Origin of the sequence: Candidatus Macondimonas diazotrophica, from assembly GCF_004684205.1 — a bacterium.
GTDB classification, from domain to species: domain Bacteria; phylum Pseudomonadota; class Gammaproteobacteria; order UBA5335; family UBA5335; genus Macondimonas; species Macondimonas diazotrophica.
In genome coordinates this window covers 23,958-45,967 of sequence record NZ_SRIO01000001.1, presented here as the reverse complement: position 1 = coordinate 45,967, position 22,010 = coordinate 23,958, and the positions used below count along the sequence as shown (strand labels likewise).

At 61.7% G+C, this 22,010-nt stretch carries 20 protein-coding genes and 1 tRNA gene; 5 read left to right on the top strand and 16 right to left on the bottom strand.

What is annotated here, in order from left to right:
• The first annotated feature begins 53 nt into the window (after window positions 1–53).
• Window positions 54–284, top strand: a complete 231-nt coding sequence (locus E4680_RS00230; protein ID WP_135280370.1) for a sulfurtransferase TusA family protein — start codon at window positions 54–56, stop codon at window positions 282–284.
• Between the two features lie 256 nt (window positions 285–540).
• On the opposite strand, the gene E4680_RS00225 is transcribed toward E4680_RS00230, so the two are convergent.
• The 3 genes from E4680_RS00225 to E4680_RS00215 form a co-directional block, all read right to left on the bottom strand.
• Window positions 541–1,224, bottom strand: coding sequence for a P-loop NTPase family protein (locus tag E4680_RS00225; RefSeq protein WP_135280369.1), 684 nt, complete (start codon window positions 1,222–1,224; stop codon window positions 541–543).
• Window positions 1,225–1,394: 170 nt separating this feature from the next.
• On the bottom strand, window positions 1,395–2,747 hold the full coding sequence (locus E4680_RS00220; protein ID WP_240696071.1) for a PhoH family protein: 1,353 nt from the start codon (window positions 2,745–2,747) through the stop codon (window positions 1,395–1,397).
• A gap of 113 nt (window positions 2,748–2,860) precedes the next feature.
• Window positions 2,861–3,346 carry a peroxiredoxin gene (locus E4680_RS00215; RefSeq protein ID WP_135280367.1) on the bottom strand — a complete coding sequence of 162 codons (486 nt, stop codon included), beginning with the start codon at window positions 3,344–3,346 and terminating at the stop codon, window positions 2,861–2,863.
• Between the two features lie 153 nt (window positions 3,347–3,499).
• Here E4680_RS00215 and dapA point away from each other — a divergent pair, with 153 nt between their 5' ends.
• Window positions 3,500–4,381: a 4-hydroxy-tetrahydrodipicolinate synthase gene (dapA, locus tag E4680_RS00210; protein WP_135280366.1), complete on the top strand. Its 882-nt coding sequence runs from the start codon at window positions 3,500–3,502 to the stop codon at window positions 4,379–4,381.
• A gap of 330 nt (window positions 4,382–4,711) precedes the next feature.
• A tRNA-Ser gene (locus E4680_RS00205) sits at window positions 4,712–4,799 on the top strand.
• Between the two features lie 2 nt (window positions 4,800–4,801).
• Here the strand turns inward: E4680_RS00205 and E4680_RS00200 are convergent.
• From E4680_RS00200 to kdpF, 9 genes are all read right to left on the bottom strand, one after another.
• The gene (locus E4680_RS00200) at window positions 4,802–5,995 is read right to left on the bottom strand and encodes a LysR family transcriptional regulator (protein ID WP_135280365.1); all 1,194 of its coding nucleotides are present in this window, start codon (window positions 5,993–5,995) and stop codon (window positions 4,802–4,804) included.
• A 163-nt stretch (window positions 5,996–6,158) separates the two neighbouring features.
• Window positions 6,159–6,611 (bottom strand): PTS sugar transporter subunit IIA, encoded by a 453-nt coding sequence (locus E4680_RS00195; RefSeq protein WP_167792293.1) that lies wholly within the window; start codon window positions 6,609–6,611, stop codon window positions 6,159–6,161.
• Between the two features lie 62 nt (window positions 6,612–6,673).
• Window positions 6,674–7,366 (bottom strand): response regulator transcription factor, encoded by a 693-nt coding sequence (locus E4680_RS00190; RefSeq protein ID WP_135280364.1) that lies wholly within the window; start codon window positions 7,364–7,366, stop codon window positions 6,674–6,676.
• On the bottom strand, window positions 7,366–10,083 hold the full coding sequence (locus E4680_RS00185; RefSeq protein ID WP_135280363.1) for a sensor histidine kinase: 2,718 nt from the start codon (window positions 10,081–10,083) through the stop codon (window positions 7,366–7,368). Before E4680_RS00185 ends, E4680_RS00190 begins: the two co-directional genes overlap by 1 nt.
• A 64-nt stretch (window positions 10,084–10,147) precedes the next feature.
• Window positions 10,148–10,699 (bottom strand): potassium-transporting ATPase subunit C, encoded by a 552-nt coding sequence (locus E4680_RS00180; protein ID WP_135280362.1) that lies wholly within the window; start codon window positions 10,697–10,699, stop codon window positions 10,148–10,150.
• A 15-nt stretch (window positions 10,700–10,714) separates the two neighbouring features.
• Entirely contained in the window at window positions 10,715–12,397 is a 1,683-nt protein-coding gene (gene kdpA, locus E4680_RS00175) for a potassium-transporting ATPase subunit KdpA (RefSeq protein ID WP_135280361.1), read from the bottom strand.
• A gap of 125 nt (window positions 12,398–12,522) precedes the next feature.
• Entirely contained in the window at window positions 12,523–14,595 is a 2,073-nt protein-coding gene (gene kdpB / locus E4680_RS00170) for a potassium-transporting ATPase subunit KdpB (RefSeq protein ID WP_135280360.1), read from the bottom strand.
• Window positions 14,592–14,822 carry a hypothetical protein gene (locus E4680_RS00165; RefSeq protein WP_135280359.1) on the bottom strand — a complete coding sequence of 77 codons (231 nt, stop codon included), beginning with the start codon at window positions 14,820–14,822 and terminating at the stop codon, window positions 14,592–14,594. Before E4680_RS00165 ends, kdpB begins: the two co-directional genes overlap by 4 nt.
• Window positions 14,823–14,842: 20 nt before the next feature.
• Window positions 14,843–14,932: a K(+)-transporting ATPase subunit F gene (gene kdpF / locus E4680_RS00160; RefSeq protein WP_135280358.1), complete on the bottom strand. Its 90-nt coding sequence runs from the start codon at window positions 14,930–14,932 to the stop codon at window positions 14,843–14,845.
• A gap of 758 nt (window positions 14,933–15,690) precedes the next feature.
• Here kdpF and E4680_RS14250 point away from each other — a divergent pair.
• On the top strand, window positions 15,691–16,089 hold the full coding sequence (locus tag E4680_RS14250; protein ID WP_205688686.1) for a hypothetical protein: 399 nt from the start codon (window positions 15,691–15,693) through the stop codon (window positions 16,087–16,089).
• A 199-nt stretch (window positions 16,090–16,288) separates the two neighbouring features.
• Here E4680_RS14250 and E4680_RS00150 read toward each other — a convergent pair whose 3' ends face one another.
• The 3 genes from E4680_RS00150 to E4680_RS00140 form a co-directional block, all read right to left on the bottom strand.
• Entirely contained in the window at window positions 16,289–16,741 is a 453-nt protein-coding gene (locus tag E4680_RS00150; RefSeq protein WP_135280357.1) for a DoxX family protein, read from the bottom strand.
• Between the two features lie 256 nt (window positions 16,742–16,997).
• A complete protein-coding gene (locus E4680_RS00145) occupies window positions 16,998–17,918 on the bottom strand; it encodes a pirin family protein (protein WP_135280356.1) in 921 nt (306 codons plus the stop codon).
• Window positions 17,919–17,946: 28 nt separating this feature from the next.
• Complete coding sequence (locus tag E4680_RS00140; protein ID WP_135280355.1) at window positions 17,947–18,510, bottom strand: NADPH-dependent FMN reductase; 564 nt, start codon at window positions 18,508–18,510, stop codon at window positions 17,947–17,949.
• 141 nt (window positions 18,511–18,651) lie between these two features.
• Here E4680_RS00140 and E4680_RS00135 point away from each other — a divergent pair, with 141 nt between their 5' ends.
• Entirely contained in the window at window positions 18,652–19,554 is a 903-nt protein-coding gene (locus tag E4680_RS00135; protein WP_167792292.1) for a LysR family transcriptional regulator, read from the top strand.
• Between the two features lie 24 nt (window positions 19,555–19,578).
• Here the strand turns inward: E4680_RS00135 and katG are convergent, their stop codons facing one another.
• Window positions 19,579–21,783, bottom strand: coding sequence for a catalase/peroxidase HPI (gene katG / locus E4680_RS00130; protein ID WP_135280353.1), 2,205 nt, complete (start codon window positions 21,781–21,783; stop codon window positions 19,579–19,581).
• Window positions 21,784–22,010: the final 227 nt, after the last annotated feature.

Below are 22,010 nucleotides of genomic sequence, written 5' to 3'. Positions count from 1 at the left end.
ATGGGCGCCGATAGATTGTTCCAGACACCCCAAAACTCGGAGGAGAAACTACCATGAGCGCCCCGATTCGGGAATTCGATGTATCCGGTGTGGCGGCACCGTTCTACGTCTTGCGGGCCAAGCAGGTGCTCGATCAGATGGCGGTGGGTCAGATTCTCGCGCTGACCACCGATGCACCCCATGCGCCCCGGGAAATTCGCAGTCTGGTCGAGCACCTCGGACATCAGCTGGTTTCTGGTGAGGCGACGGGCGGCAGTCATCGATTCATGATCCGGCGCTTGTGAATCAGTCCAGTCTGGTTTGGGAGCGGACTTTAAGCCGCGCCGTGCGAGAAAACGGTGTGGCGGGTGTGCCCCGCTGCCCAGCGCCGCGCATCCGCACGAGTCTCGCACGAGCAGCGATCTGAATCAGCGCATGACTTGGGGGTGCGCTCTTCGGTGGGTCTGCGTATGGGCCATGGATTGGTCGCAAGCGCCCGCCGCCGGCTGCGCGCGTGATGCCGATGAGCTCGGTCAGGCTGCCGTGGGGTGATGGGAAGTGCTATTGCCGCATGGATGCCAGCACCTGATCGATGTTGGCATAAGCCTTACGCAGCCAGACGCGGGCGCGCTGGCGCTCCATCAGGCTCATGCGCGGCCCCTCGCCGTCAACCACGTTGGCGGCCGCCCAGAAGCTGAGTTCCCGCCGGTCGATGCGGCGCATGGTCTCGGCATGCAATGCCGGCAGGGCCATCTGGGACTGTAATGCCGGCAGCGCCTCGATGGCGCTGAAATCCGATCCGCGGCCTAGATTCTTGACCGCCACACAGCGCAGCTTTTCGCCATGGACATCCAGGAACTGTTCGATCAGCTGCACGGAATCGACGCTATCGTCCACCAGATACCAATACACCACGGGGATCTGCATTTCGTCACACAGCGACAGGACGTCGTTATCCTCGATCCAGCGCTGCAGCAGGCGCTGGCTTTGCGCCGGCAGATCGATGAGTACCGCGCGCTCGCCATCGAGTGCTGCTTCCATGATGCGGTCCGCATCCTCGAAGCGTTCCAGGTCCACCGGCTGCGTAAAGTCCTGGTAGTAGCGGCTGAGGGTGGTATGGGATCGGTCGGCATCCAGCCCGGTATGGGCCTGGCCCTTATCCAGGAAATACTGGGACAGCAACCGAGCCATCACGGACTTGCCAACGCCGCCTTTCTCGCCACCGACGAAGTGGATCATGCTCATGGGTCACCTCTGATGTCAGCCAATATCGATTGCGAAAATGCGACGCTGGGCATTATGGCACCGATCCGGACGGCGCTTGAGAGGGCATCGATGACAAGACGGTGATCCGTCATGCCAAGGGCCGCGCCCTGCACGTCAGGGTGCGGCCATGGTTCAGTTTCGAGGGTCGATCAGAGGATCTCGGCCGCATGGTCGGCCAGCCGTGAGCGCTCGCCGCGCACCAGCGTGATGTGTCCGCCGTGCGACCAGGTGCGGAAACGGTCCACCACATGAGTCAGCCCTGAGCTGGTTTCGGTCAGGTAGGGCGTATCGATCTGGGCCACATTGCCGAGACAGACGATCTTGGTGCCGGGGCCCGCTCGTGTGATCAGGGTCTTCATCTGCTTGGCGGTGAGGTTCTGCGCCTCGTCGATGATCAGGTAGCGATTCAGGAAAGTCCGGCCGCGCATGAAGTTGAGCGAGCGGATCTTGATGCGATGGGCCAGCAAATCCTGAGTCGCGGCTCGCCCCCAGTCGCCGCCTTCGTCGCTATGGGTCAAGACCTCCAGATTGTCCATCAGCGCCCCCATCCAGGGCGTCATCTTTTCTTCCTCGGTGCCGGGCAAAAAGCCGATGTCCTCGCCCACGGGGATGGTCACCCGAGTCATGAGAATTTCCCGGTAGCGATTCATTTCCAGGCACTGGGCGAGCCCGGCGGCAAGCGCCAGCAGGGTTTTGCCGGTGCCCGCGCCACCCAGCAGCGTCACGAAATCGATATCGGGGTCCATGAGCAGATTCAAGGCAAAGCTTTGCTCACGGTTGCGGGCGTGCACGCCCCAGATGGCGTTCTCGCGGTAGTTGCGCAGAATCTCGATGCGGGCCGCACCCTGGGCTACTTCGCGTACGATCCCTTCGAAGCCACCATCTGGCGTATACAGGCAGAGATTGGGTGTCCAGCTGCCGACCTTGGGTCCAATGACCCGGTAGAACGTCCGGCCCTTCTCGTTCCAGGAGGCCATGTCCTTGCTGTGGGTGTTCCAGAAATCCTCCGGCAGCTCCTCCCATCCGCGGTAAAGCAGATCGGCATCGTCCAGTACCTGATCGTTGAAGTAGTCCTCCGCGCACAGCCCCATGATGCTGGCCTTGATGCGCAGATTGATGTCCTTGGACACCAGCACGACTTCGCGGTCAGGATGCTGCGACTGCAAGGCCATGACGGTTGCCAGCAGCGTGTTGTCGGGCTTGAGTCCGGGTAACGTCACCGGGATGGTGCTGGTCGGCAGCGGCTCGGTCTGGAAGTACAGGCGCCCGCCACAATCGCGCTGGGGCGCATCCGATGAGGCCGTGCGGACAAGCGGCAGTCCTGCTACCACCGCGTGACGATCGGCGCTCTGCATCAGCTCATCGAGAAAACGGCTGACCTGCCGGACATTGCGGGCGACTTCCGATGTGCCTTTCTTGGCGGCATCGAGCTCCTCCAGCACGACCATGGGAATGAAGACGCCATGCTCCTCAAAGCGGAACAATGCGGTGGGATCGTGCATCAGGACATTCGTATCGAGAACATAGAGCCGGGTACGCTCGGCTTCCGGCAGGGACTCCTCGATCAGGTCCTCGGGACGGCTGCGGCGGCGGCGGGCGGAGCTGACCGGCGGCGTCATAGGCTGTGCTCCTGCCGAAGGGCCTTGACCGCCTCGAGCACCTCCGGCACATGGCCGTCCACTTTGACCTTGCGCCAGATGCGCGCGACGCGCCCTTCCATGTCAATCAGGAACGTACTGCGCTCCACGCCCATCACTTTGCGTCCATACATATTCTTTTCCTTGAGGACCTCGAACATGCGGCATAAAGCCTCATCGATATCGGCGATCAGCGGGAAAGGTAGGTCGTACTTCGTGCCAAATTTTTCATGGGACGCCAGGGTGTCCCGGCTGACGCCGATCACCTGGGCGCCCAATTCCTGAAATGCCGGCAAATGGTCGCGGAAGTCCTGTCCTTCGGTCGTGCAGCCGGGGGTGTCGTCCTTGGGATAGAAATACAGCACGGTGATTTTGCCTTTCAGGCTTTTCTCGGAAACCTTGAGGCCTTGGGTGGCCATGACGTTGAAAGGCGGGATCAAGTCACCAGGTTCAGGAAAGGGCATGGCGAAAACTCCGGGATGCTGAAGCGGTGGGGGGGTCATTATGCACCTTGCCGCATCGGCGGCTGGGCGGGAAATACGGCCTCCTGATGCAAATGCGCTTGTTGCCGTGCGCGGTGGGGGGTAACATCGCAAGCTTTACTTTTGGAGCCGGTCATGATTACGGGCAGTCTCGTTGCCTTGGCCACACCCATGCATGCCGACGGGGCGATCGACTGGGAAGCATTTGCCCGATTGATCGAATTCCACATCGAAGCGGGAACCGACGGGATCGTGGTGGCCGGAACAACCGGCGAGGCGTCTACACTCAGCTTTGCCGAGCATTGCGCACTCGTCCGCGAAGCGGTGGCGCTCGTCCGCGGGCGGGTTCCGGTGATTGCCGGAACCGGCGCCAATGCCACTGCCGAAGCCGTCGAGTTGACCCAGGCCGCGAAGGATGCCGGGGTCGATGCCTGTCTGCTGGTCAGCCCGTACTATGTCAAGCCAACCCAGGAAGGGTTGTACCGTCATCATCGGGCGATTGCCGAAGCGGTGGCCATTCCTCAGATACTCTACAACGTGCCCGGCCGGACGGGCGTGGATCTCAAGCCGGACACGGCCGTGCGATTGGCCGGCGTCCCCCATGTCGTGGGCCTGAAGGAGGCGGCGGGCGATCTTGATCGAATGCGTCACCTGTTGCAGGCCTGCCCGTCCGATTTTGCCGTATATTCGGGCGACGATGCCACTGCCTGTGAGGCAATGCTGGCGGGCGCCAAGGGCGACATCTCGGTGACAGCCAACGTCGCACCGAAACTGATGCATCAGATGTGTCGTGCGGCCTTGGCCGGCGACGAGTCTGCGGCGCGCGCCATCGACGCCCGTCTCGAACGGCTTCATCGGGATCTGTTCATCGAGAGCAACCCCATTCCCACCAAATGGGCGCTGATGCGCATGGGTCTGATGGGTCCGGGTATCCGGCTGCCATTGACGCCACTGGATCCGGCTTGTCATTCCCGCGTCGCTGACGCGCTTGAATACGCAGGAATTACACTATGTTAACCGTGTTACGCCGGCTGATCTTCGTGGTCCCGGCTATGTTGCTCGCCGCGTGTGCTTCCAAGCCGGTCTGTGACAAAGATGAACCACATCTGACCGCAAGGCCGGGGCCAGAGATTGAGCTGCCCGCAGCTCCCGCGCGCAGTCCCTGGGCCATTCCCGGCGGACCCCCGGGCGAGGCGCGCGGAGACGCACGTCGCCGCGCCGATGGGAGTTGCCTGGAGGAACCGCCGGTCTACCTCTCGTCCAAGGAGCCGACCGCACAATGATTGCAGGGGGCGGGAAGCTGGGGTAACCTTCGCGCCTGCTCGAAGCCGAGCGAACGTCGATTTCGGAGAGATGGCCGAGCGGTCGAAGGCGCACGACTGGAAATCGTGTATACGGAAACGTATCGAGGGTTCGAATCCCTCTCTCTCCGCCACTTCAGTCCGCCTCTGGGCACGGCAATCGCCGCCCTTGGCCAGCCATAAGCGTCCTTAGCAGCTCCGTCTTTGATCCCATGATGCGAATTGCGTCGTCGGCGACCTCGACGCGCTGCGCCAGGGCGCGCAGATGATCCCGCCGATAGCCGCCTTCCGTGCCCCGGATGCGCTCTCGCGCCCGGCGGGCGAAACCGTGGATCATGGCCGGGCTGATGGAACTATGGCCGGGGCTTTCGAGCAGCGCCTGCGCACGGACGGCATCGACCTTCGCCTGGTCGCGGATCACCTTGAGGCCGGCGATGCGCTCCGCAAGCGCCGGGTCGTCCAGATCGGCGACGCCTGCCTCTATGGCGTTGTTAAGGCGCTTGAGGCGCAATTCCGATTCGGCCGCCCGGCGCTGCAATTCGGTGATGTGCTGGCGGCGGCGCTCGGCCTGATCGGAGCGGCGGCCGAGAACGCTGCCAAGCAGCTTCTCCAGCCGGTCGGGATCGAGCAGGCGTTCCTCGATATGGCTGACCACCATGTTGTCGAGCTTGTCCATGGGGATCGCCCGGCCCTTGCAGCCGGTTTCACCCTGCCGGGCCTTGATCGAGCAGGCATAGTAGCGATAGCGGCCGCTCTTGCCGGTGCGGATGGTCATGGCCCCGCCCCACTTCTCGCAAAAGCAGATGCCGGTCAGCAGGGTCGGCCCGATCACGACGCGCGCGGGCAGTTCGGTCCATATTCGGCGGGAATGGCAGTCAGGCAGTTCCGGTGCGCCCACTGCGAATGCGATGTCCAACAGGTCGGCGCGCACTTGCATGGTTGCATCGCGGGCTGTTCCTTCGGCTATCTCAAGCTCAATGCTGGAATGGTCTTCGCGGTATTGTCCGATCAACTCCGCGAGGAAGCTCCGTGGTATCAGGGCATGGACGCCGATACGCAGGCGGCCGCATTCCCCTTGCGCCGCCATGCCGGCGGACTTCACCGCATAATCGAGTTGTTCGATGCCTGCCGTGATCCGCTCCACAAAATGGCGTCCGGCCGCTGTCAGCCTGACGCCGCGTGTATTGCGCTCGAAAAGGAGAACACCAAGTTCTTCCTCCAGCGCCTTCACGCGGGCGCTGATGCTTGATTGGCTTATACCGAGAGAGTTGGCGGCATGGCGGAAGTTCAGATGTTCGGCAACCGCCGGCGTTTGAAGTAAAGCCGCCATCGGAATTCGCCCAGCGAGTAAGGAGGTCGTTTCATGTTCGACCTGTTTTCGGCTCCATCGTCTTCTCATTTTATTTCTACATAGTGGTGGCCATCGGGGTCGGCTTGATCAAATGACTCAATTCGATACTCCGCATTGCATCCTGCGATGTCTGCTAAGCTGCTCAATCATCACACTCTGTAATTGCTGAGTAGATGTGGTTGGCCTCCCTTGTTGATCGGATTCTCTTCAACACATGCTCAGACCGCAATTGCCGCGCGACGTTGGCGAGCAGCTTCAGGTGATTGGCCTGACCTTCAGGTGGCGTCAGGATCAGGCAGACGATGTCCACGGGTTCATCGTCAATCGCGTCGAATTCGATCGGCTTGGTGAGCCGGACAAAGAGCCCAAAAGGCCGTTCAATACCGGCGACGGGCGCGTGCGGGATTGCGATGCCGGCCCCGATTCCGGTGGAGCCAAGAGCTTCTCTGCTCTCCAAGGCGGCCAGGATGTCACGCTCGCTGACGCCGAGCGCGCGCGCGGCCTTATCCGAGAGTTGCTGCAACAATCTGCCTTTCGAGGAGACGGATACATCGATTAGCACATCGTCCGGCTTCATGACCTCAGAGATTTTCATAGGTTTACTCACTTCCATTCCCTTGCACGCGGCTCTTGGCCACGCGTTCTCTTTGGTCGACCTCATTCGGCTTCGCGCAGCCGGTAACCGACCCCCGTTTCCGTCGTAATGTATTGCGGACCGTCTGGGCTCCGCTCGATCTTCTGACGAAGCTGTCGGACGTAGACGCGCAAGTATTGGACATCCGTAGATCCGCCCCAGACCTGATTGAGCAGATGTTGATGCGTGATGACCTTGCCTGCATGCTGTACGAGGACCCGAAGGATGTCGTATTCCTTCGGCGACAGTTTCACCTCCTTGTCCGTGACTCTGACGATCCGCTTTACGAGATCGACGGACAGCTCGCCGGTCTGGAAGATCGGACGTTCGCCCTGCTGCTGGAGTTTGTGGCGCAGGGCGACGCGGATGCGCGCCACCAGTTCCTTGGTTCCGAAGGGCTTGGTCACATAGTCGTCAGCCCCAAGCTCCAGTGCCTTGACGATGCCGGCTTCGTCGGTGCGGCTCGACAAGATGATGATCGGCAGTTCGAGGAGATCGTTGCGCCACTTGGTCAGAAGATCGTGTCCCTGCATGTCGGGAAGGCCGAGGTCGAGGAGGATCAAATCGGGCTGGTCGGCCTCGACCTTCTCTATCGCGTTCCTGGCGTTCGTCGCTTCGAGGATCGTGTAGCCCTCCGCAGTGAGCCCCACCCGCAGCAATTTGCGGATTGGGGGTTCGTCATCGACCACGAGGATCTTTACCGATGAATTCGTCATCACAATTCTTCCAGTTTTGGCCTGTCGGTCGGGACCGGCATGCGGATCGTGAAGATGGCGCCGCTGCGATCTGTTCTGTTGCTGGCCGTGATTGTTCCACCCATCGCTTCGATGAACCCCTTGCAGATCGACAGGCCCAATCCCGTGCCGGCGAGGACATGATCCCCCTTGCGGACGCGGTGGAAACTGTCGAAGACGCGTTCAAGATCGGCCGGAGGAATACCTGGTCCTTCGTCGATGATCTGAATCGTGGCCCATCGGCCATCGTCCCAGGCGCGAATGCGGATCGTGGTGCTGGGAGGTGCGTATTTGGCGGCGTTGTCGAATAGATTGAACAACACCTGCTCGAAGAGGACCGGGTCGAGCTTGAGCATCGGCAAATTCGGCGATATCTCCGTGACCGTCCGGTGGCGCGACGTGATTTTTGAGGCGCGTCGGAGTGCCGAGCCGACAATGTCGTCCAGATACTGGAGCGAAGCATTGGGCTCCATCGCCCCCGTCTCGATCCGGGTCATGTCGAGAAGATTGGCAATGAAGCGGTTCAGACGTTCGGATTCGTCAATAACCGTCGCGAGCAGATCGGCGCGATCAGCTTCCGACATTGCATTCGCATAGTCCCTCAGCGTCCCGGCGGCGCCAAGAATTGACGCAAGCGGTGTCTTGAGGTCATGGGAGATCGAAGTGAGGAGCGCCGAGCGCAGCTTGTCAGCTTCTGCCGCCAGTCTGGCTCTGTCGAGTTCGGCAACGAGCTGAATGCGCTCTATGGCAACCGCTGCTTGGTCGGCCAACGCATCAAACAGCCGTTGTTGCTCAGGCGTCAGCAATGGGCCTTTTCTGTCGTTATCCAACCCGACCACGCCGACCGGTGTACTTCCGGTGATCAGCGGCAGATAAAGTCGCTTCGCCCCCGGCAGCGTGTCGGCGCCGCGGCCGGCCGGCCGATTGTGCTCCCAGGCCCATCGCGCAGCGGCTATGTCGGCGTCAACCAATGTATCGTCGGGCGGATAACCAGCTCTGACCGCGACTGCGCCATTGTCAGGAAGCAGGATGACGACGCGAACGTTCAGCATCGACGCCATCTGGTAGGCTGTGGCCCATAGCACGTCCTCAAGCACACCGGCCCCGGCAAGCTTGCGGCTAAATGAATAAAGGGATTCCGTCGTACGAGCTCTTGCCCTAGCGGCGACCGTCTGCGCTCTCGCCTGGGCGGCGACATTTGATACGATGATCGCGACAATCGTAAAGAAAACGACCGAAACGATTTCGCGCGGACGCGAAATCAAGAAGGTGTGATAGGGATCGGTGAAGAAAAAATTATAACTGGCCGCAGATATCACGCTCGTATAAAGCGATGGTAGGAGCCCGGACCATACGGCGACGGTTACAACCGCCGTCAGGAAAATCAGGCCGATGTGCTCAACTCCGATCCAAGGCCAGAGCAGCAAGCCAACCCCGATCGCGGCAGCAACAACAAGCGTCGATTTGCCATAGGCCATCCAATCGGGACGGCGCCGGAGACTGGCCGTTTCGACGGGCCTTCTGGAAGCGCGGACTTCGGTTTCCTTGTCACCTGCAACGACATGCACGCTGATGTTGCCAGCACGACGTACAAGCTCATGCACGACGGAACCATGCAGGATTTCAAACCAGCGCGATCGGCTGCTCTTGCCGATGACGATGTGAGTGATGTTGTTCGCGTGCGCGTAGGCGATAACGTCATCGGCAACACGACCGTCGCCGCCGGGGATCGTAACTGCATCACCCTCAAGGTTCTGGGCCAACCGAAGCGCTTCGGCAACGCGATCACGCTCATCTTCGCTTAGTTGCAGATTGCGCCGACCCTCGACATAAAGCGCCGTCCATCGGGCATACAGCCGATCTGCAAGGCGCTTGGCATAGCGAATAAGACCCGCAGAACGCGAATCCTCGCTGATGCACACCAGGACGCGCTCGCCAGCAGGCCAGGGTCCTTCGATTGCCTGAGCACGCATCTGCGACAGCAATTGCTGATCGACCCGCTGTGCCGTGCGTCGCAATGCCAGTTCGCGCAGCGCGGTGAGATTGCCGGGCGAAAAGTAGTTTTCAATCGCACGCCTGGCGATCTTAGGAAGGTAGACCTTTCCCTCGTGAAGACGCCTGATTAGGTCATCCGGCGTCAGGTCGATAATCTCGACATCGTCGGCTCGGTCTATGATGGTGTCTGGGACTGTTTCGCGAACCCGGATGCGGGTGATTTGCGCTACCACATCGTTGAGGCTTTCGATGTGCTGAATATTGAGCGTCGTATAAACGTCAATGCCTCGATCAAGAATCTCAAGGACATCAAGATAACGTTTTGGATGGCGGCTGCCTGGCGCGTTTGAATGTGCAAGCTCATCGACCAGAACGAGTTGCGGATGCCGTTCAAGCACCGCGTCGAGGTCCATTTCCTCGAGATGTTGGCCCTTGTACGCGACCTTCGTTCTCGGGATGACTTCCAAGCCTTCGACAAGCGCTTCCGTTTCCTCGCGCCCATGAGTCTCCACCATGCCGATCACGACATCGTCGCCATCAGCTTTCCGCGCGCGCCCGGACATCAGCATTTCGTAAGTTTTACCGACGCCCGGCGCTGCCCCCAGGAAAATCTTGAGACGGCCACGCATTTCCTGCTCCGCCTTTTCGAGCAAGGCTTCAGGAGATGGACGCTTTGTGTCGTCTGTCAAACTCTGGGGCCCCATCTTTCAACTCCCGTCATATAGCGTAGCGACAGCCACAGAAGGACTGGACTGCCGCCACCCATACTTATAATTTGTCGAGCGCAAGGTTGAGTTCAAGGACGTTGATGACGCGATCCTGGGTCAGGAAGCCGCCCGGCGAGAAGGCGGCGCCGCGGACCAGGGCCTCGACCCGAGACTGATCCAATCCTCGCGCCTCGGCGACTCGAGCGACCTGATATAGGGCACCCACTTCGGAGATATGCGGATCGAGTCCGGCGCCTGACGCAGCAGCGAGATCCGCAGGCAGGAGATGCTGTGGGGTCGCGCCGTAGCGCTCCACGATCTCCCGGCCGCGGTCGGCGACTTCCGTGCTTGTAGGCGAAAGATTGCTACCGCCCGCGCCTGCGCCGTCATAGTCGACAGCCGAGGTTCTGGGCCAGAAGTATTCGGGCCGCGTAAAAGCCTGCGCAATCTGGCGACTGCCAATAATCGCGCCATCCTGGCTCGTGACGAGCGAGCCGTTGGCGGTATCGGGCGCAACAGCTTGAGCGACGGCCCAGACGGCGGTGGCATAGCCGGCGACACAAATCAGCATGGTCGCCACAGCGATGCGAATGCTCGTAAGAAGAGACTGCATGGTCCTGTCTCCGGTTCAGTTCATGGTGATGACGTGCTCGGCGATCGGCCCGAGCGTCGCCGCAGGGAAGAAGGTGAGCGCGCCGACGACGATGATGGTGGCGGCGAGCATGGTGGCGAAGACACCACCCTCGACGCTGAGCGTGCCGCTTGACTCCATGCTGCGACGTTTAGCAGACAGTGAGCCGACGATGGCGAGCGGCAGGATGATCGGGATAAAGCGCGCGAGCAGCATCACGATGCCGGTCGCGAGGTTCCAGGGCACGGTGTTGTCACCGAGACCCTCGAAGCCCGAGCCGTTGTTGGCGCTGGCAGACGAGAACTCGTAAAGAATCTCGGAGAAACCGTGTGGGCCGACATTGTTCAGAGTGTCTGCGCCCCATGGCGTGGCCGCGAAGATCGCCGTGCCGCCCAGGATGAACAGGCCGTGGGCGAGCAGCGCGAAGAGCGCGAACTTCACCTCCCGCGACTCGACACGCCAGCCAAGATATTCCGGCGTTCGGCCGATCATCATGCCGGCAATGAAGACGCCGACGACGATGTAGAGGAACATGTTGATCATGCCGACGCCGACGCCGCCGAAGGTGGCGTTGAGCCACATGCCGACCATCGGCATCAGCCCGGTGATCGGATTGAGGCTGTCGTGCATGGCCCCGACGGAGCCGTTCGAGGTTGAGGTGGTCAGCACCGACCAGAGCGGGCCGCCGGTCGGGCCGAAGCGCATCTCCTTGCCTTCGAGGTTGCCGACGGTCTGCTCAATGGGGAGGTTGGCAAAGGCTTGAGTGGGAACGCTCTCGAAATAGACGGCACCAGTGATCTTGATCGCAATGAAGGCGAGCATCACCGCGAAGATCACGCCTGCGTGGCGTATACGGCCGATGACTCGCCCAAACATCCATACGCAGGCCATCGGAATCAGGATGATGGCGATCATTTCGACGATGTTGGTCCAGAAGCTCGGGTTCTCGAGCGGATGCGTGCTGTTGGGGCCGAAGAAGCCGCCGCCATTGGTGCCGAGCTGCTTGATGGAAACGAACGCTGCGACGGGTCCGCGGGCGATTGTCTGCTGAACACCTTCGAGCGTGGTAGCGATGGCACTGCCGCTGAAGGTCATCGGCACGCCGCCGAGAACCAGAAGGATCGCAAACACGAAGGCGACAGGAAGCAGCACGAGGAAGGTGGCGCGCTGCACGTCAACAAAGAAGTTGCCGAGCGGACGGCCGGCGAGGCCGCGGGCGAGCGCAACGAGGGCCGCGATACCTGTGGCGGCCGACACAAACTGGAGCCACATCAACCCGCCGAGCTGCGACAGGTAGCTGAGAGAAACTTCACCCGAATAGTGCTGCAGGTTGGTGTTAGACGTGAACGAAGCGGCCGTGTTGAAGATCAGGCTGCCTTCCAGCGCTTCCTTGCCGTCCGGATTGAAGGGCAGATATTGCTGAAGCGCGAGGAAGCCATACGTGACCACGAACATGACCACGTTGAAGGCCAGCATCGCGAGCATGTAGCGTTTCCAGTCCTGATCCTGGGTGGTCAGGGGGCCGCCTACAACCCTGAAGGCACGGTTCTTCCATCCGGCAATGCCGGACGATGGATCGATCGGGTCCATCGCCCATTTCATGTAGCGGCCAAGCGGCCAAGAGATGAGCGCCGTTCCTCCAACGATGAGGACGACGAAGAGAATGGATTGTGTCAGCATCGAACAGTCTCCGACATCGCTGGAAGATCAGGCCCGGTCGACGGCGTTGGTCATGACGAGCAGGAGCCCGAAGACCGCCAAACCGAGAAGCAGATAGAAAAAGGTCATGTCCTGAGCTCCTATGATCAGGCGAGGCCGATGGCGGTAATGACGAGGTCAATCGCCTTGATGCCGAGGAAGGGCACGATCAGGCCGCCAAGCCCGTAGATGAGAAGGTTGCGCTTCAAGAGCCCGTCCGCGCCGATCGCCTTGTAGGCGACGCCTTTGAGCGACAGCGGAATGAGCGCAATGATGATGAGGGCGTTGAAGATGATCGCCGATAGGATGGCGCTTTGCGGCGTCGACAGGCCCATGATGTTGAGCGCCCCCTGTTGCGGATAGAGCGCGATGAACATCGCCGGCACGATCGCGAAATACTTCGCAACGTCGTTGGCGATCGAGAAGGTCGTCAGCGCGCCGCGCGTCATCAGGAGCTGCTTGCCGATCTCGACGATCTCGATGAGCTTGGTCGGATCGGAGTCGAGGTCGACCATGTTGCCGGCCTCGCGTGCCGCCACGGTCCCGGTGTTCATCGCCACGCCGACATCGGCCTGGGCAAGCGCCGGCGCGTCGTTAGTACCGTCGCCGCACATGGCGACCAGCTTGCCCTTGGCCTGCTCCTCGCGGATCAGTGTTAGTTTGTTCTCCGGCGTGGCCTCGGCGAGAAAGTCGTCGACGCCCGCCTCGGCCGCGATCGCGGCCGCAGTCATAGGGTTATCGCCGGTAATCATTACCGTGCGGATACCCATCCGGCGCAGTTCTGCGAAGCGCTCGCGAATGCCGCCTTTGACAATGTCCTTAAGGTGGATTACGCCGAGCAGCCTGCCATCCTTGACGACCGCCAAAGGCGTGCCGCCAATCTTGGCAATGTCGTTGGCAATCGCCTCCAGTTCACGCTTGCTTTCCGCAGTGGCGCGGGTGGAGCTGTTCGCAGCGGAGTTCTGCTCGACGTGCTTGAGGACGGCGTCAACGGCGCCCTTGCGAATGGACGAGCCGTCGAAGTCGACGCCACTCATGCGGCTTTGCGCGGTGAACGGCACGAATGTCGCGTTGAGCGACCGCATGGCACGGCCGCGGATGCCGTATTTCTCCTTGGCGAGCACGACGATCGAGCGGCCCTCGGGCGTCTCGTCGGTGAGCGAGGCCAGTTGCGCAGCGTCGGCCAATTCCTGTTCGGTAACGCCTTTGATTGGGCGGAACTCGGTCGCCTGGCGGTTGCCGAGCGTGATCGTGCCAGTCTTGTCGAGAAGAAGCGTGTCGACATCGCCGGCCGCCTCGACAGCGCGACCGGACATGGCGAGCACATTGAAGCGCACGAGGCGATCCATCCCGGCGATGCCGATCGCTGAAAGTAGCGCGCCGATGGTGGTCGGGATCAACGTGACGAACAGCGCCGCCAGCACGATCACCGGGATCGAGCCGCCGGCATAGGCTGCGAAGGCAGGAATCGTCGCCGTCGCTAGCACGAAGATGAGGGTCAGCCCTGCTAGCAGAACGTTCAGTGCGATCTCATTGGGGGTCTTCTGACGCTCCGCGCCCTCGACCAGAGAGATCATGCGGTCGATGAAGGTTGATCCAGCCGCCGCCGTGATCCTGACCTTGATCCAGTCCGAAAGCACCTGCGTGCCGCCGGTCACGGCCGAACGGTCGCCGCCGGACTCGCGGATCACGGGAGCGGATTCACCCGTGATCGCCGCCTCGTTGACCGAAGCGATTCCCTCGATAATCTCGCCGTCCGACGGGATGATGTCGCCGGCCTCGACCAGCACCACATCGCCCACTTTCAGGCTTGTGCCGGGCACCAGTTTGACGCTGTCGCTGCTGCCGTTGGTCAGCAGCTTGGCCTGCGTCTCGGTGCTTGAGCGGCGAAGCGAATCCGCCTGTGCCTTGCCGCGCCCCTCGGCAACCGCCTCTGCGAAATTCGCGAATAGGATCGTGAACCAGAGCCAGAGGATAATCTGGAAAGAAAAGCCGAGATCGCCCGCGCCGGTTAGGATGTCCTTGAGAAACAGGCTCGTCGTAAGGACCGAGACGACGGCGACAACGAACATCACAGGGTTCCTGGCCAACGTGCGCGGATTAAGTTTTTTGAGTGCGCCCCCAAGTGCGGGAACAAGGATACGAGCATCGAAGATGCTCGCGGACTTAGACTGGCTCATAAGAGGCTCCAGCGTTGATATTCGATGTCGATTCCGGCTTGCTCGCTCCCTGTGAAGAGCTGAGCCAACAGCCAAATGACGAGCACGATTGCCAGCATCACCAGCGTCATGCCGAGGATGATGTCCGAGGCGCAAACAGGCTTGGCCGCCTTCAGGCGTGAGGAGCGATGGTTGGGCTTGCGGAATTGGCCAAGCCATTTGCCGACGGTCCGCGCCGCCTGTTGCATCAGGCTGGACCTTCGGCGTTTCAGAAGCGCTCGGGGCGCAGCAGCGCATAGATGAGGTAGGTCGTGACGAACAGCGTCACCGCGCCACCCAAAACATAGTCAAATATCATTTCCACACCTCTTCTTCCAAAAAGGCGCGAAATCAGCACCTTTCATTGTCTTGCGTAGATCGCTGGTTTCAAGGAGAGCGCGACGCTAACGCGTGCCGCCCCACAGTCTGACGCGATCGATTGTTGCTGGCGGGAATATGGAGCCAAACCGCATAAAGGTTCGAGAGAGGCGGGAAGGCGAAGAAATAAAAATCCTATATAGATTTTGCGGTGCGTACCGAGGCTGGTCATGTGCTCCAAGCACGCAAGCGGCTGATAGACAGCGGCAAACCTAATTGGTCGCTCGCGATCCTTGTGCCTACGAAGAAGATGACCCGGTTGGTGTCGGATGTGTTACGTGAGCCCTTTGGGCAGGTGCCATCCATCGGACATACGGCAGCCGTTGATATGGATGGGCCGATTCTCGCTGCGGAGATCGTCGCCTTCCTGTTGCAACAGGGGCGTCATGCCGGCCATTTCGACGAATTCTTGGACCTGCTTTGCAGTTATTACCATGGCCGGAGTGGCGCAGCGCCGACAGCGGGCGATCTGACGGAAGCGGCGCGGCTCAATGCAGCGCTCGGGAAATGGAATCTGTGCTTAGCAGAGGGTAAGGCACCTCCCAATAATTCTGTGCTGAACGCGATTGCGGTGGTTTATGCGACCGCCCTTGATGTCGGTCTGACCGGCGACCCTGACGGCGATTGGGCTGCGATCCGCGCGGCATTAGAGGTTGACGGCTGTGCGAGATTGCAGGCGGTAGCGGAGACGTTCGCAACGTGCGCCTGCTCGAACGCGGCACCCAGTTTCGGCAGAGCTTATCTCAAGATTGGCGAGATACCGGCGGCTATCTCAATGCCCTTGCTATCACGCGGCAATCCTTCGTGCAGGGGCATTTCGCCACAGCGCACAAGCCGGAAACCGGCGTGGTGGTCATGAGTATGCACAAGGCCAAGGGAAAGCAATTCGATGAGCTCATCATCTTCGAGGGATGGCCGAGGCGTGCAAGAGGTAAGGTCGTGGCCAACTTCGACCGTATCGTGCGTGAAAATATTGCTGCCGGGTCGATGGTGCAGGCGCGACAGAATTTTCGCGTCAGCGTTACACGAGCAAAGCTACGCACCACAATCCTCACGCCGGAGGATGATGCTTGTGTGCTGCTCACGGCCTCTGGATAGGTCGCCCGGTCTATTTAGGAGGGTTATGGAGTAAACATAGTTCTCATCGCTATCTCGCGTGCCCCGCCACTTCTCAACCGAAAGCCGCCTGATCTGGCGGTAATTTCCGGCCCGGTTCCGTTTCACGCATTCTCCGCACGCCAACCCCTGCTCGTCGGATCGGGGATCCCCCGCTCTGCAGCGAGGGATTGCCCCTGAGTTATCGCGATGCTGCGGTGGGCGGGCTCAGGATGCGGTCCACGCTCAGCTTTCCACCACCGACCACGGCCAGGTAGAGCGACGCGGCAAGCAGGCTCAGTCCGAACTCGTAGCCGCCATCGCGCATGAACAGGCCGTTTTCGATGTGCACCGACACGATCGCCACCACCATGGTGAAGGCGAGGATCGCCGCTGCCGGGCGAAGTGCGAAGCCGATGATCAATGCCAATCCGCCGAAGAATTCCGCGCTGCCTGCCAGGGCGGCCATGAGCATGCCCGGACTCAAGCCGATCGACGCCATCCACTGTCCGGTTCCCGAGAGGCCGTAACCGCCAAACCACCCAAACAGTTTCTGGGCGCCGTGGGCGGCGAAGATCAACCCCAGGGGTAGGCGTAGAAGGAGATCTGCGTAGGTATTGGATGTCGACAGAATCCGCTTGACGATCGTTTCCACAACATGGACTCCCGTGGTGAAGAGAAAAGGATGCGCTGTTCCGTGTATACGCTACGGGGTGGCGAAGTAAAGTAAAAGCGAACTGATTTTCATGAATGGTTCGAAACTGTCGAATGAATGTCGATGCGGCATGAGGCCGCCTCAGGGGTTGTCGGTCGTGTAAACGGGCTTTGGGCGCTCGCCATGAGTCGGGTGCGGCAAGTGACTCAGGATTTCGACGGCCGCTGGTGTCTCACGGGCGAAGCGGGTCGCCTGCTTAGTGCGTTCCCGGCAACGGAATGAATTCCTCGTGGTCATCAGGGATGACGGGAAACCGGCCGGCCTGCCAGTCTGCCTTGGCTTGCGCGATACGCGCTTGGCTGCTGGAGACGAAGTTCCAATCCATGAATCGATGACCCACCGGTTCCCCGCCGATTAAGATCAGATGCGTCTCCTCAAAGGCCTCCAGAATCAGATCCGGCGCAGGGTGCAAGACCGCCAGAGTGTGCTCTGGGATCGTCGTGGTGGCTGCAGTCAGCCGGCCTTGAACGACATAGATCGCCCGTTCTGTCGCATCGGGCAGGGCAAGTCGCTGTCCGCGCTTGAGGTGCGCTTCCAGATATACGGTCCGGGCAAAGGTTTGCACCGGAGAAGTGATACCGAAGGCCGAGCCCATCATCAGGCGAATTGGCACGCCATCGACGACCACGGATGGGATCCGGGAAGCCGGATAATGATGAAAGGCGGGCTCGCGGTCCTCGTCCGCTTCCGGTAGGGCGAGCCACAGCTGTAGGCCATGCAGGGTGTGCGCGACCGCCGTGACTTCCGGCCGTTCGCGTTCGGAGTGCACGATGCCGCGGCCGGCCACCATCAGGTTGATCGCACCCGGCTGGATCGCGATGCGGTTGCCCAGCGAGTCGCGGTGGAGCATTTCGCCGGCGAACAGATAGGTGACCGTGGCCAGATGGATGTGCGGATGCGGCCGTACATCGATGCCCTGGCCGGCCGGAAAATGCGCGGGCCCCAGATGGTCCAGAAAAACCCAGGGGCCGATCCGCCGACAACCCACGGCCGGCAGCAGCCGGCGTACCGAAAAACCGCCGAGATCCTGGTCGCGGGGCTGGATGAGTCGCTCGACGGCGACGCAGCCCGAGGTGATCACGCAATCCTGAATGAAATCACTTGACCGGTTCGTCATGCGGGTGCTCCGGATCGTGCTGCAAGCGTCATCGATGCGGGTTGATGCGCCGGGCCCATGCGGCCAGTGCTTCCACGAGGCGGGCGAGCCGTTGCCGCGTATCGGCATCGATCAGTCGGCCGTCGGCGTCGAAACGGGTCTGGGCGGCCCCGATCATCACCTCGGGTTGGTTTATGAAATGCACGTTCGAATAGATCAGGACCCGACGCAGATCGTATTGTGCCCGGGCGCCGCCGAGGACGCTCGGACTGGCTGACAGGACCGCCGCCGGCTTGTCGGCCAAGGGATTCGGTTGCAGGCGCGATATCCAGTCAATGGCGGCCTGCAGGATGCCGGGAATCGAATAGTTGTATTCCGGCGTGGCAAACAGCAACGCGTCCGATTCGCCGATCTGGCGGGCCAGACGGGTCACTGCGTCGGGTAGTCCGACATCATGAACGTCCTGATTGTAGTGCGGAATATCGGCAAGCGTGGCCAGATGAATGCGAACGTCGCCCGGTGCCAGTTCCTGCGCCGCGCGCAAGGCGGCCGTGTTGAGCGAGGCCGAACGCAAGCTGCCGGATATGGCCAGGATATTGAGCGGGTTGGTCATGGCGCCCTCCGTCGAGCGTATTCAGGGAAGTCCGGGTGGAACAACGGTAGCAAGCCGAGCGCATTCAAAAAATTGAAAGTTTCAGCAAGAATCGTTTTATATTTTGAAATGATCGGTGCGTGTCGCACCCAAGGAATCGATATGCTCAAGGCGACTCTGGAGCAACTGCGCATGTTTCGCGCGCTGGCCGATCACGGCAGCTATCAGCAGGCCGCGGAGGCTGTGTTCAAGACGCCCAGCTCAGTCCATCACGCGGTTCAAAAGCTGGAGGAGCAGTTGGGCATGGCGCTGTTCACGGTTCACGGACGCCAGAGTGTGCTGACGCCCAAAGGTCAGGTCTTGCTGCGTCGGGTGCGTCATCTGCTCGGCGAGGCGGACGACGTTCAGCAGGTTGCCGAGGCGCTGAGCGGTGGCGTGGAAACCCGTTTGCGGCTTGCGATCGATCAGGCCTATCCGCCGGAACACCTCTATGCGGTGATTGACGAGCTGATGCATGCCCATCCGGTGATCCGCCTGGAATTTCACGAAACGGTGCTCAGTGGGGCCATCAGCATGCTGATGCAAGACGAGGCAGACATTGCCATCGGTCCTGAGATTCTGCCTGGCGCCCTCAACGAAGCCGTTGGATCGGCCACTTTCGTGGCGGTGGCCAGTCCGGATCATGCCTTGTTTCAACGGGAAGTCCCGCTCAAACGTGAAGATTTGATTCGCGCCCGCCAGATCGTGCTGCGTGATTCGGGGAGCGGGAAGCGGCTGGATTCAGGCTGGCTGGGCGCCGAACAGCGTTGGACGGTGAATCACCTGGGGACCTCGATTCGGCTCGTCGTGTCGGGTTTCGGCTTTGCCTGGCTTCCCGAAACGGCGATTCGCGAGCATCTGACGGCGGGCCGCCTGCGACCCCTGCCGCTGGATCAGGGCCGCCGGCGAGACATGACGTTCTACCTCAACTTCCGCAATGCCGATGCGCTCGGTCCGGCCGCGCAGGAATTCCTGCGGGCGATGCGGCTGAACGCACAGTCCGAAGAAACCCGGCCGGTCGTGTGACCGGCCGGGCAGGGGGGTTCCGAATCAGTCCAGGTCGAAGCGGTCCAGGTTCATCACCCGCGTCCAGGCGGCAACGAAGTCGTTGACGAACTTCTCGGCCGCATCGTCGCTTGCGTAGACCTCGGCCAGGGCCCGCAGCTCCGAGTTCGAACCGAACACCAGGTCCACCCGCGTGCCGGTCCACTTGAGCGCGCCCGAGGCGCGGTCACGCCCCTCGTACAGGCCATCGCCGGCCGGCTGCCATTCCACGCCCATGTCGAGCAGGTTGACGAAGAAGTCGTTGGTCAAGGTGCCGGGCCGCTCGGTCAGCACGCCGTGGCGCGACTGGCCGGCGTTGGCGCCCAGCGCCCGCATGCCGCCGACCAGCACGGTCATTTCCGGCGCGGAGAGGGTCAGCAGCTGGCTGCGGTCCAGCAACAGGTGCTCGGCCGGTGTTCTGACACCGTCCTTGAGGTAGTTGCGGAACCCGTCGGCCACCGGCTCCAGTGGCGCGAACGACTCGACGTCAGTCTGTTCCTGCGTGGCGTCGGTCCGACCGGGCGAGAAGGGCACCTCGACCGCGTGCCCGGCAGCCCGCGCGGCTTGCTCCACGGCGGCGCAACCGCCGAGCACGATCAGGTCCGCCAGCGACACCTGCGTGCCGCCGCTGTGCATGCCGTTGAACGCCTGCTGGATGCGTTCGAGCGTGCCGAGCACGGTGGCCAGTTCGGCCGGCTGGTGCGCCGCCCAGTCCTTTTGCGGCGCCAGGCGGATGCGCGCGCCGTTGGCGCCGCCGCGCTTGTCCGAGTCGCGGTAGGTGGCCGCCGAGGCCCAGGCCGTGCCCACCAGTTGCGCCACGCTCAGGCCGCTGGCCAGGATTTCGGCCTTGAGTGCCGCGATGTCCTGCGCGTCGACCAGCGGGTGATCCACGGCCGGCACCGGGTCCTGCCAGATCAGCTCCTCGGCCGGCACTTCGGGCCCCAGGTAGCGTACGCGCGGTCCCATGTCGCGGTGGGTGAGCTTGAACCAGGCGCGGGCGAAGGCGTCGGCGAAGGCCTGCGGATCCTGATGGAAGCGTCGCGAGATCGGCTCGTAGATGGGGTCGAAGCGCAGCGACAGGTCCGCCGTGGTCATCATCGGCGCGTGTTTCTTGGACGGGTCGTGGGCGTCCGGAATCATGTGCTCCGGTTTCACGTCCTTGGCCCGCCACTGGTGCGCGCCGGCCGGGCTCTTGACCAGTTCCCACTCATAGCCGAACAACATGTCGAAGTACCCGTTGTCCCAGCGGGTCGGGTTCGGCTTCCAGGCGCCCTCGATGCCACTCGTGGTGGTGTGCACGCCCGTGCCGCTGCCCAGGCGGTTCTTCCAGCCGAAACCCATCTGTTCGAGCGGGGCGGCTTCCGGTTCCGGTCCGACCAGGGACGGGTCGCCCGCACCATGCGCCTTGCCGAAGGTGTGGCCGCCGGCGGTCAGCGCCACCGTTTCCTCGTCGTTCATGGCCATGCGGGCGAAGGTTTCCCGCACGTCACGGCCGGAGGCGACCGGGTCGGGGTTGCCGTCCGGGCCTTCGGGGTTCACGTAGATCAGGCCCATCTGCACCGCGGCCAGCGGGTTGTCCAGGTCGCGCTCGCCGGAGTAGCGGCTGTTCGGCTTGTCGGAGGTGGCCAGCCACTCGGCTTCGGCGCCCCAGTAGATGTCGTCCTCCGGCTCCCAGATGTCCTCGCGCCCGCCGCCGAAACCGAAGGTCTTGAAGCCCATGGATTCCAGCGCCACATTGCCGGCGAGAATCATCAGGTCCGCCCACGACAGCGTGCTGCCGTATTTTTTCTTGATCGGCCACAGCAGCCGGCGGGCCTTGTCCAGGTTGCCGTTGTCCGGCCAGCTGTTGATCGGCGCGAAACGCTGGTTACCCGTGGCGGCGCCGCCGCGGCCGTCGGCGATGCGGTAGGTGCCGGCGCTGTGCCAGGCCATGCGGATGAACAGGCCGCCGTAGTGGCCCCAGTCGGCCGGCCACCAGTCCTGTGAGTCGGTCATGAGGGCGCGCAGGTCCTGCTTGACCGCGGCCAGGTCGAGCGTCTTGAACGCCTCGGCGTAGTCGAAACCCGGCTCCATCGGGTTGGACTTGGCCGAATGCTGGGAGAGGATCTTCAGATTCAGCCGATCGGGCCACCAGTTGGCATTGGCCTGGGCGCCGACCGTGGTGCGGCTGCCGGGCGCGGCATGAAATGGGCACTTGGATTGCTTCGACATGGTATGACCTTCTGGTGTTGCGTGAGCACAGCATCACGATAGGTCATTGTCTTCAATTAATACAGTTGATTGTTTTTTAGTTATTGATCTGATTTTCAGAATGTAAGGAGGGGGTTTCTTCGCGCGTGGGTGCTTGCTTGGTTCTTGTCGCTTGTTCCCAGGTCCGTTGTCAGGATGGACGAACAACGCACCGCCTCCCGGAGTCCGGTGCCGGGAGGCATGGTGGT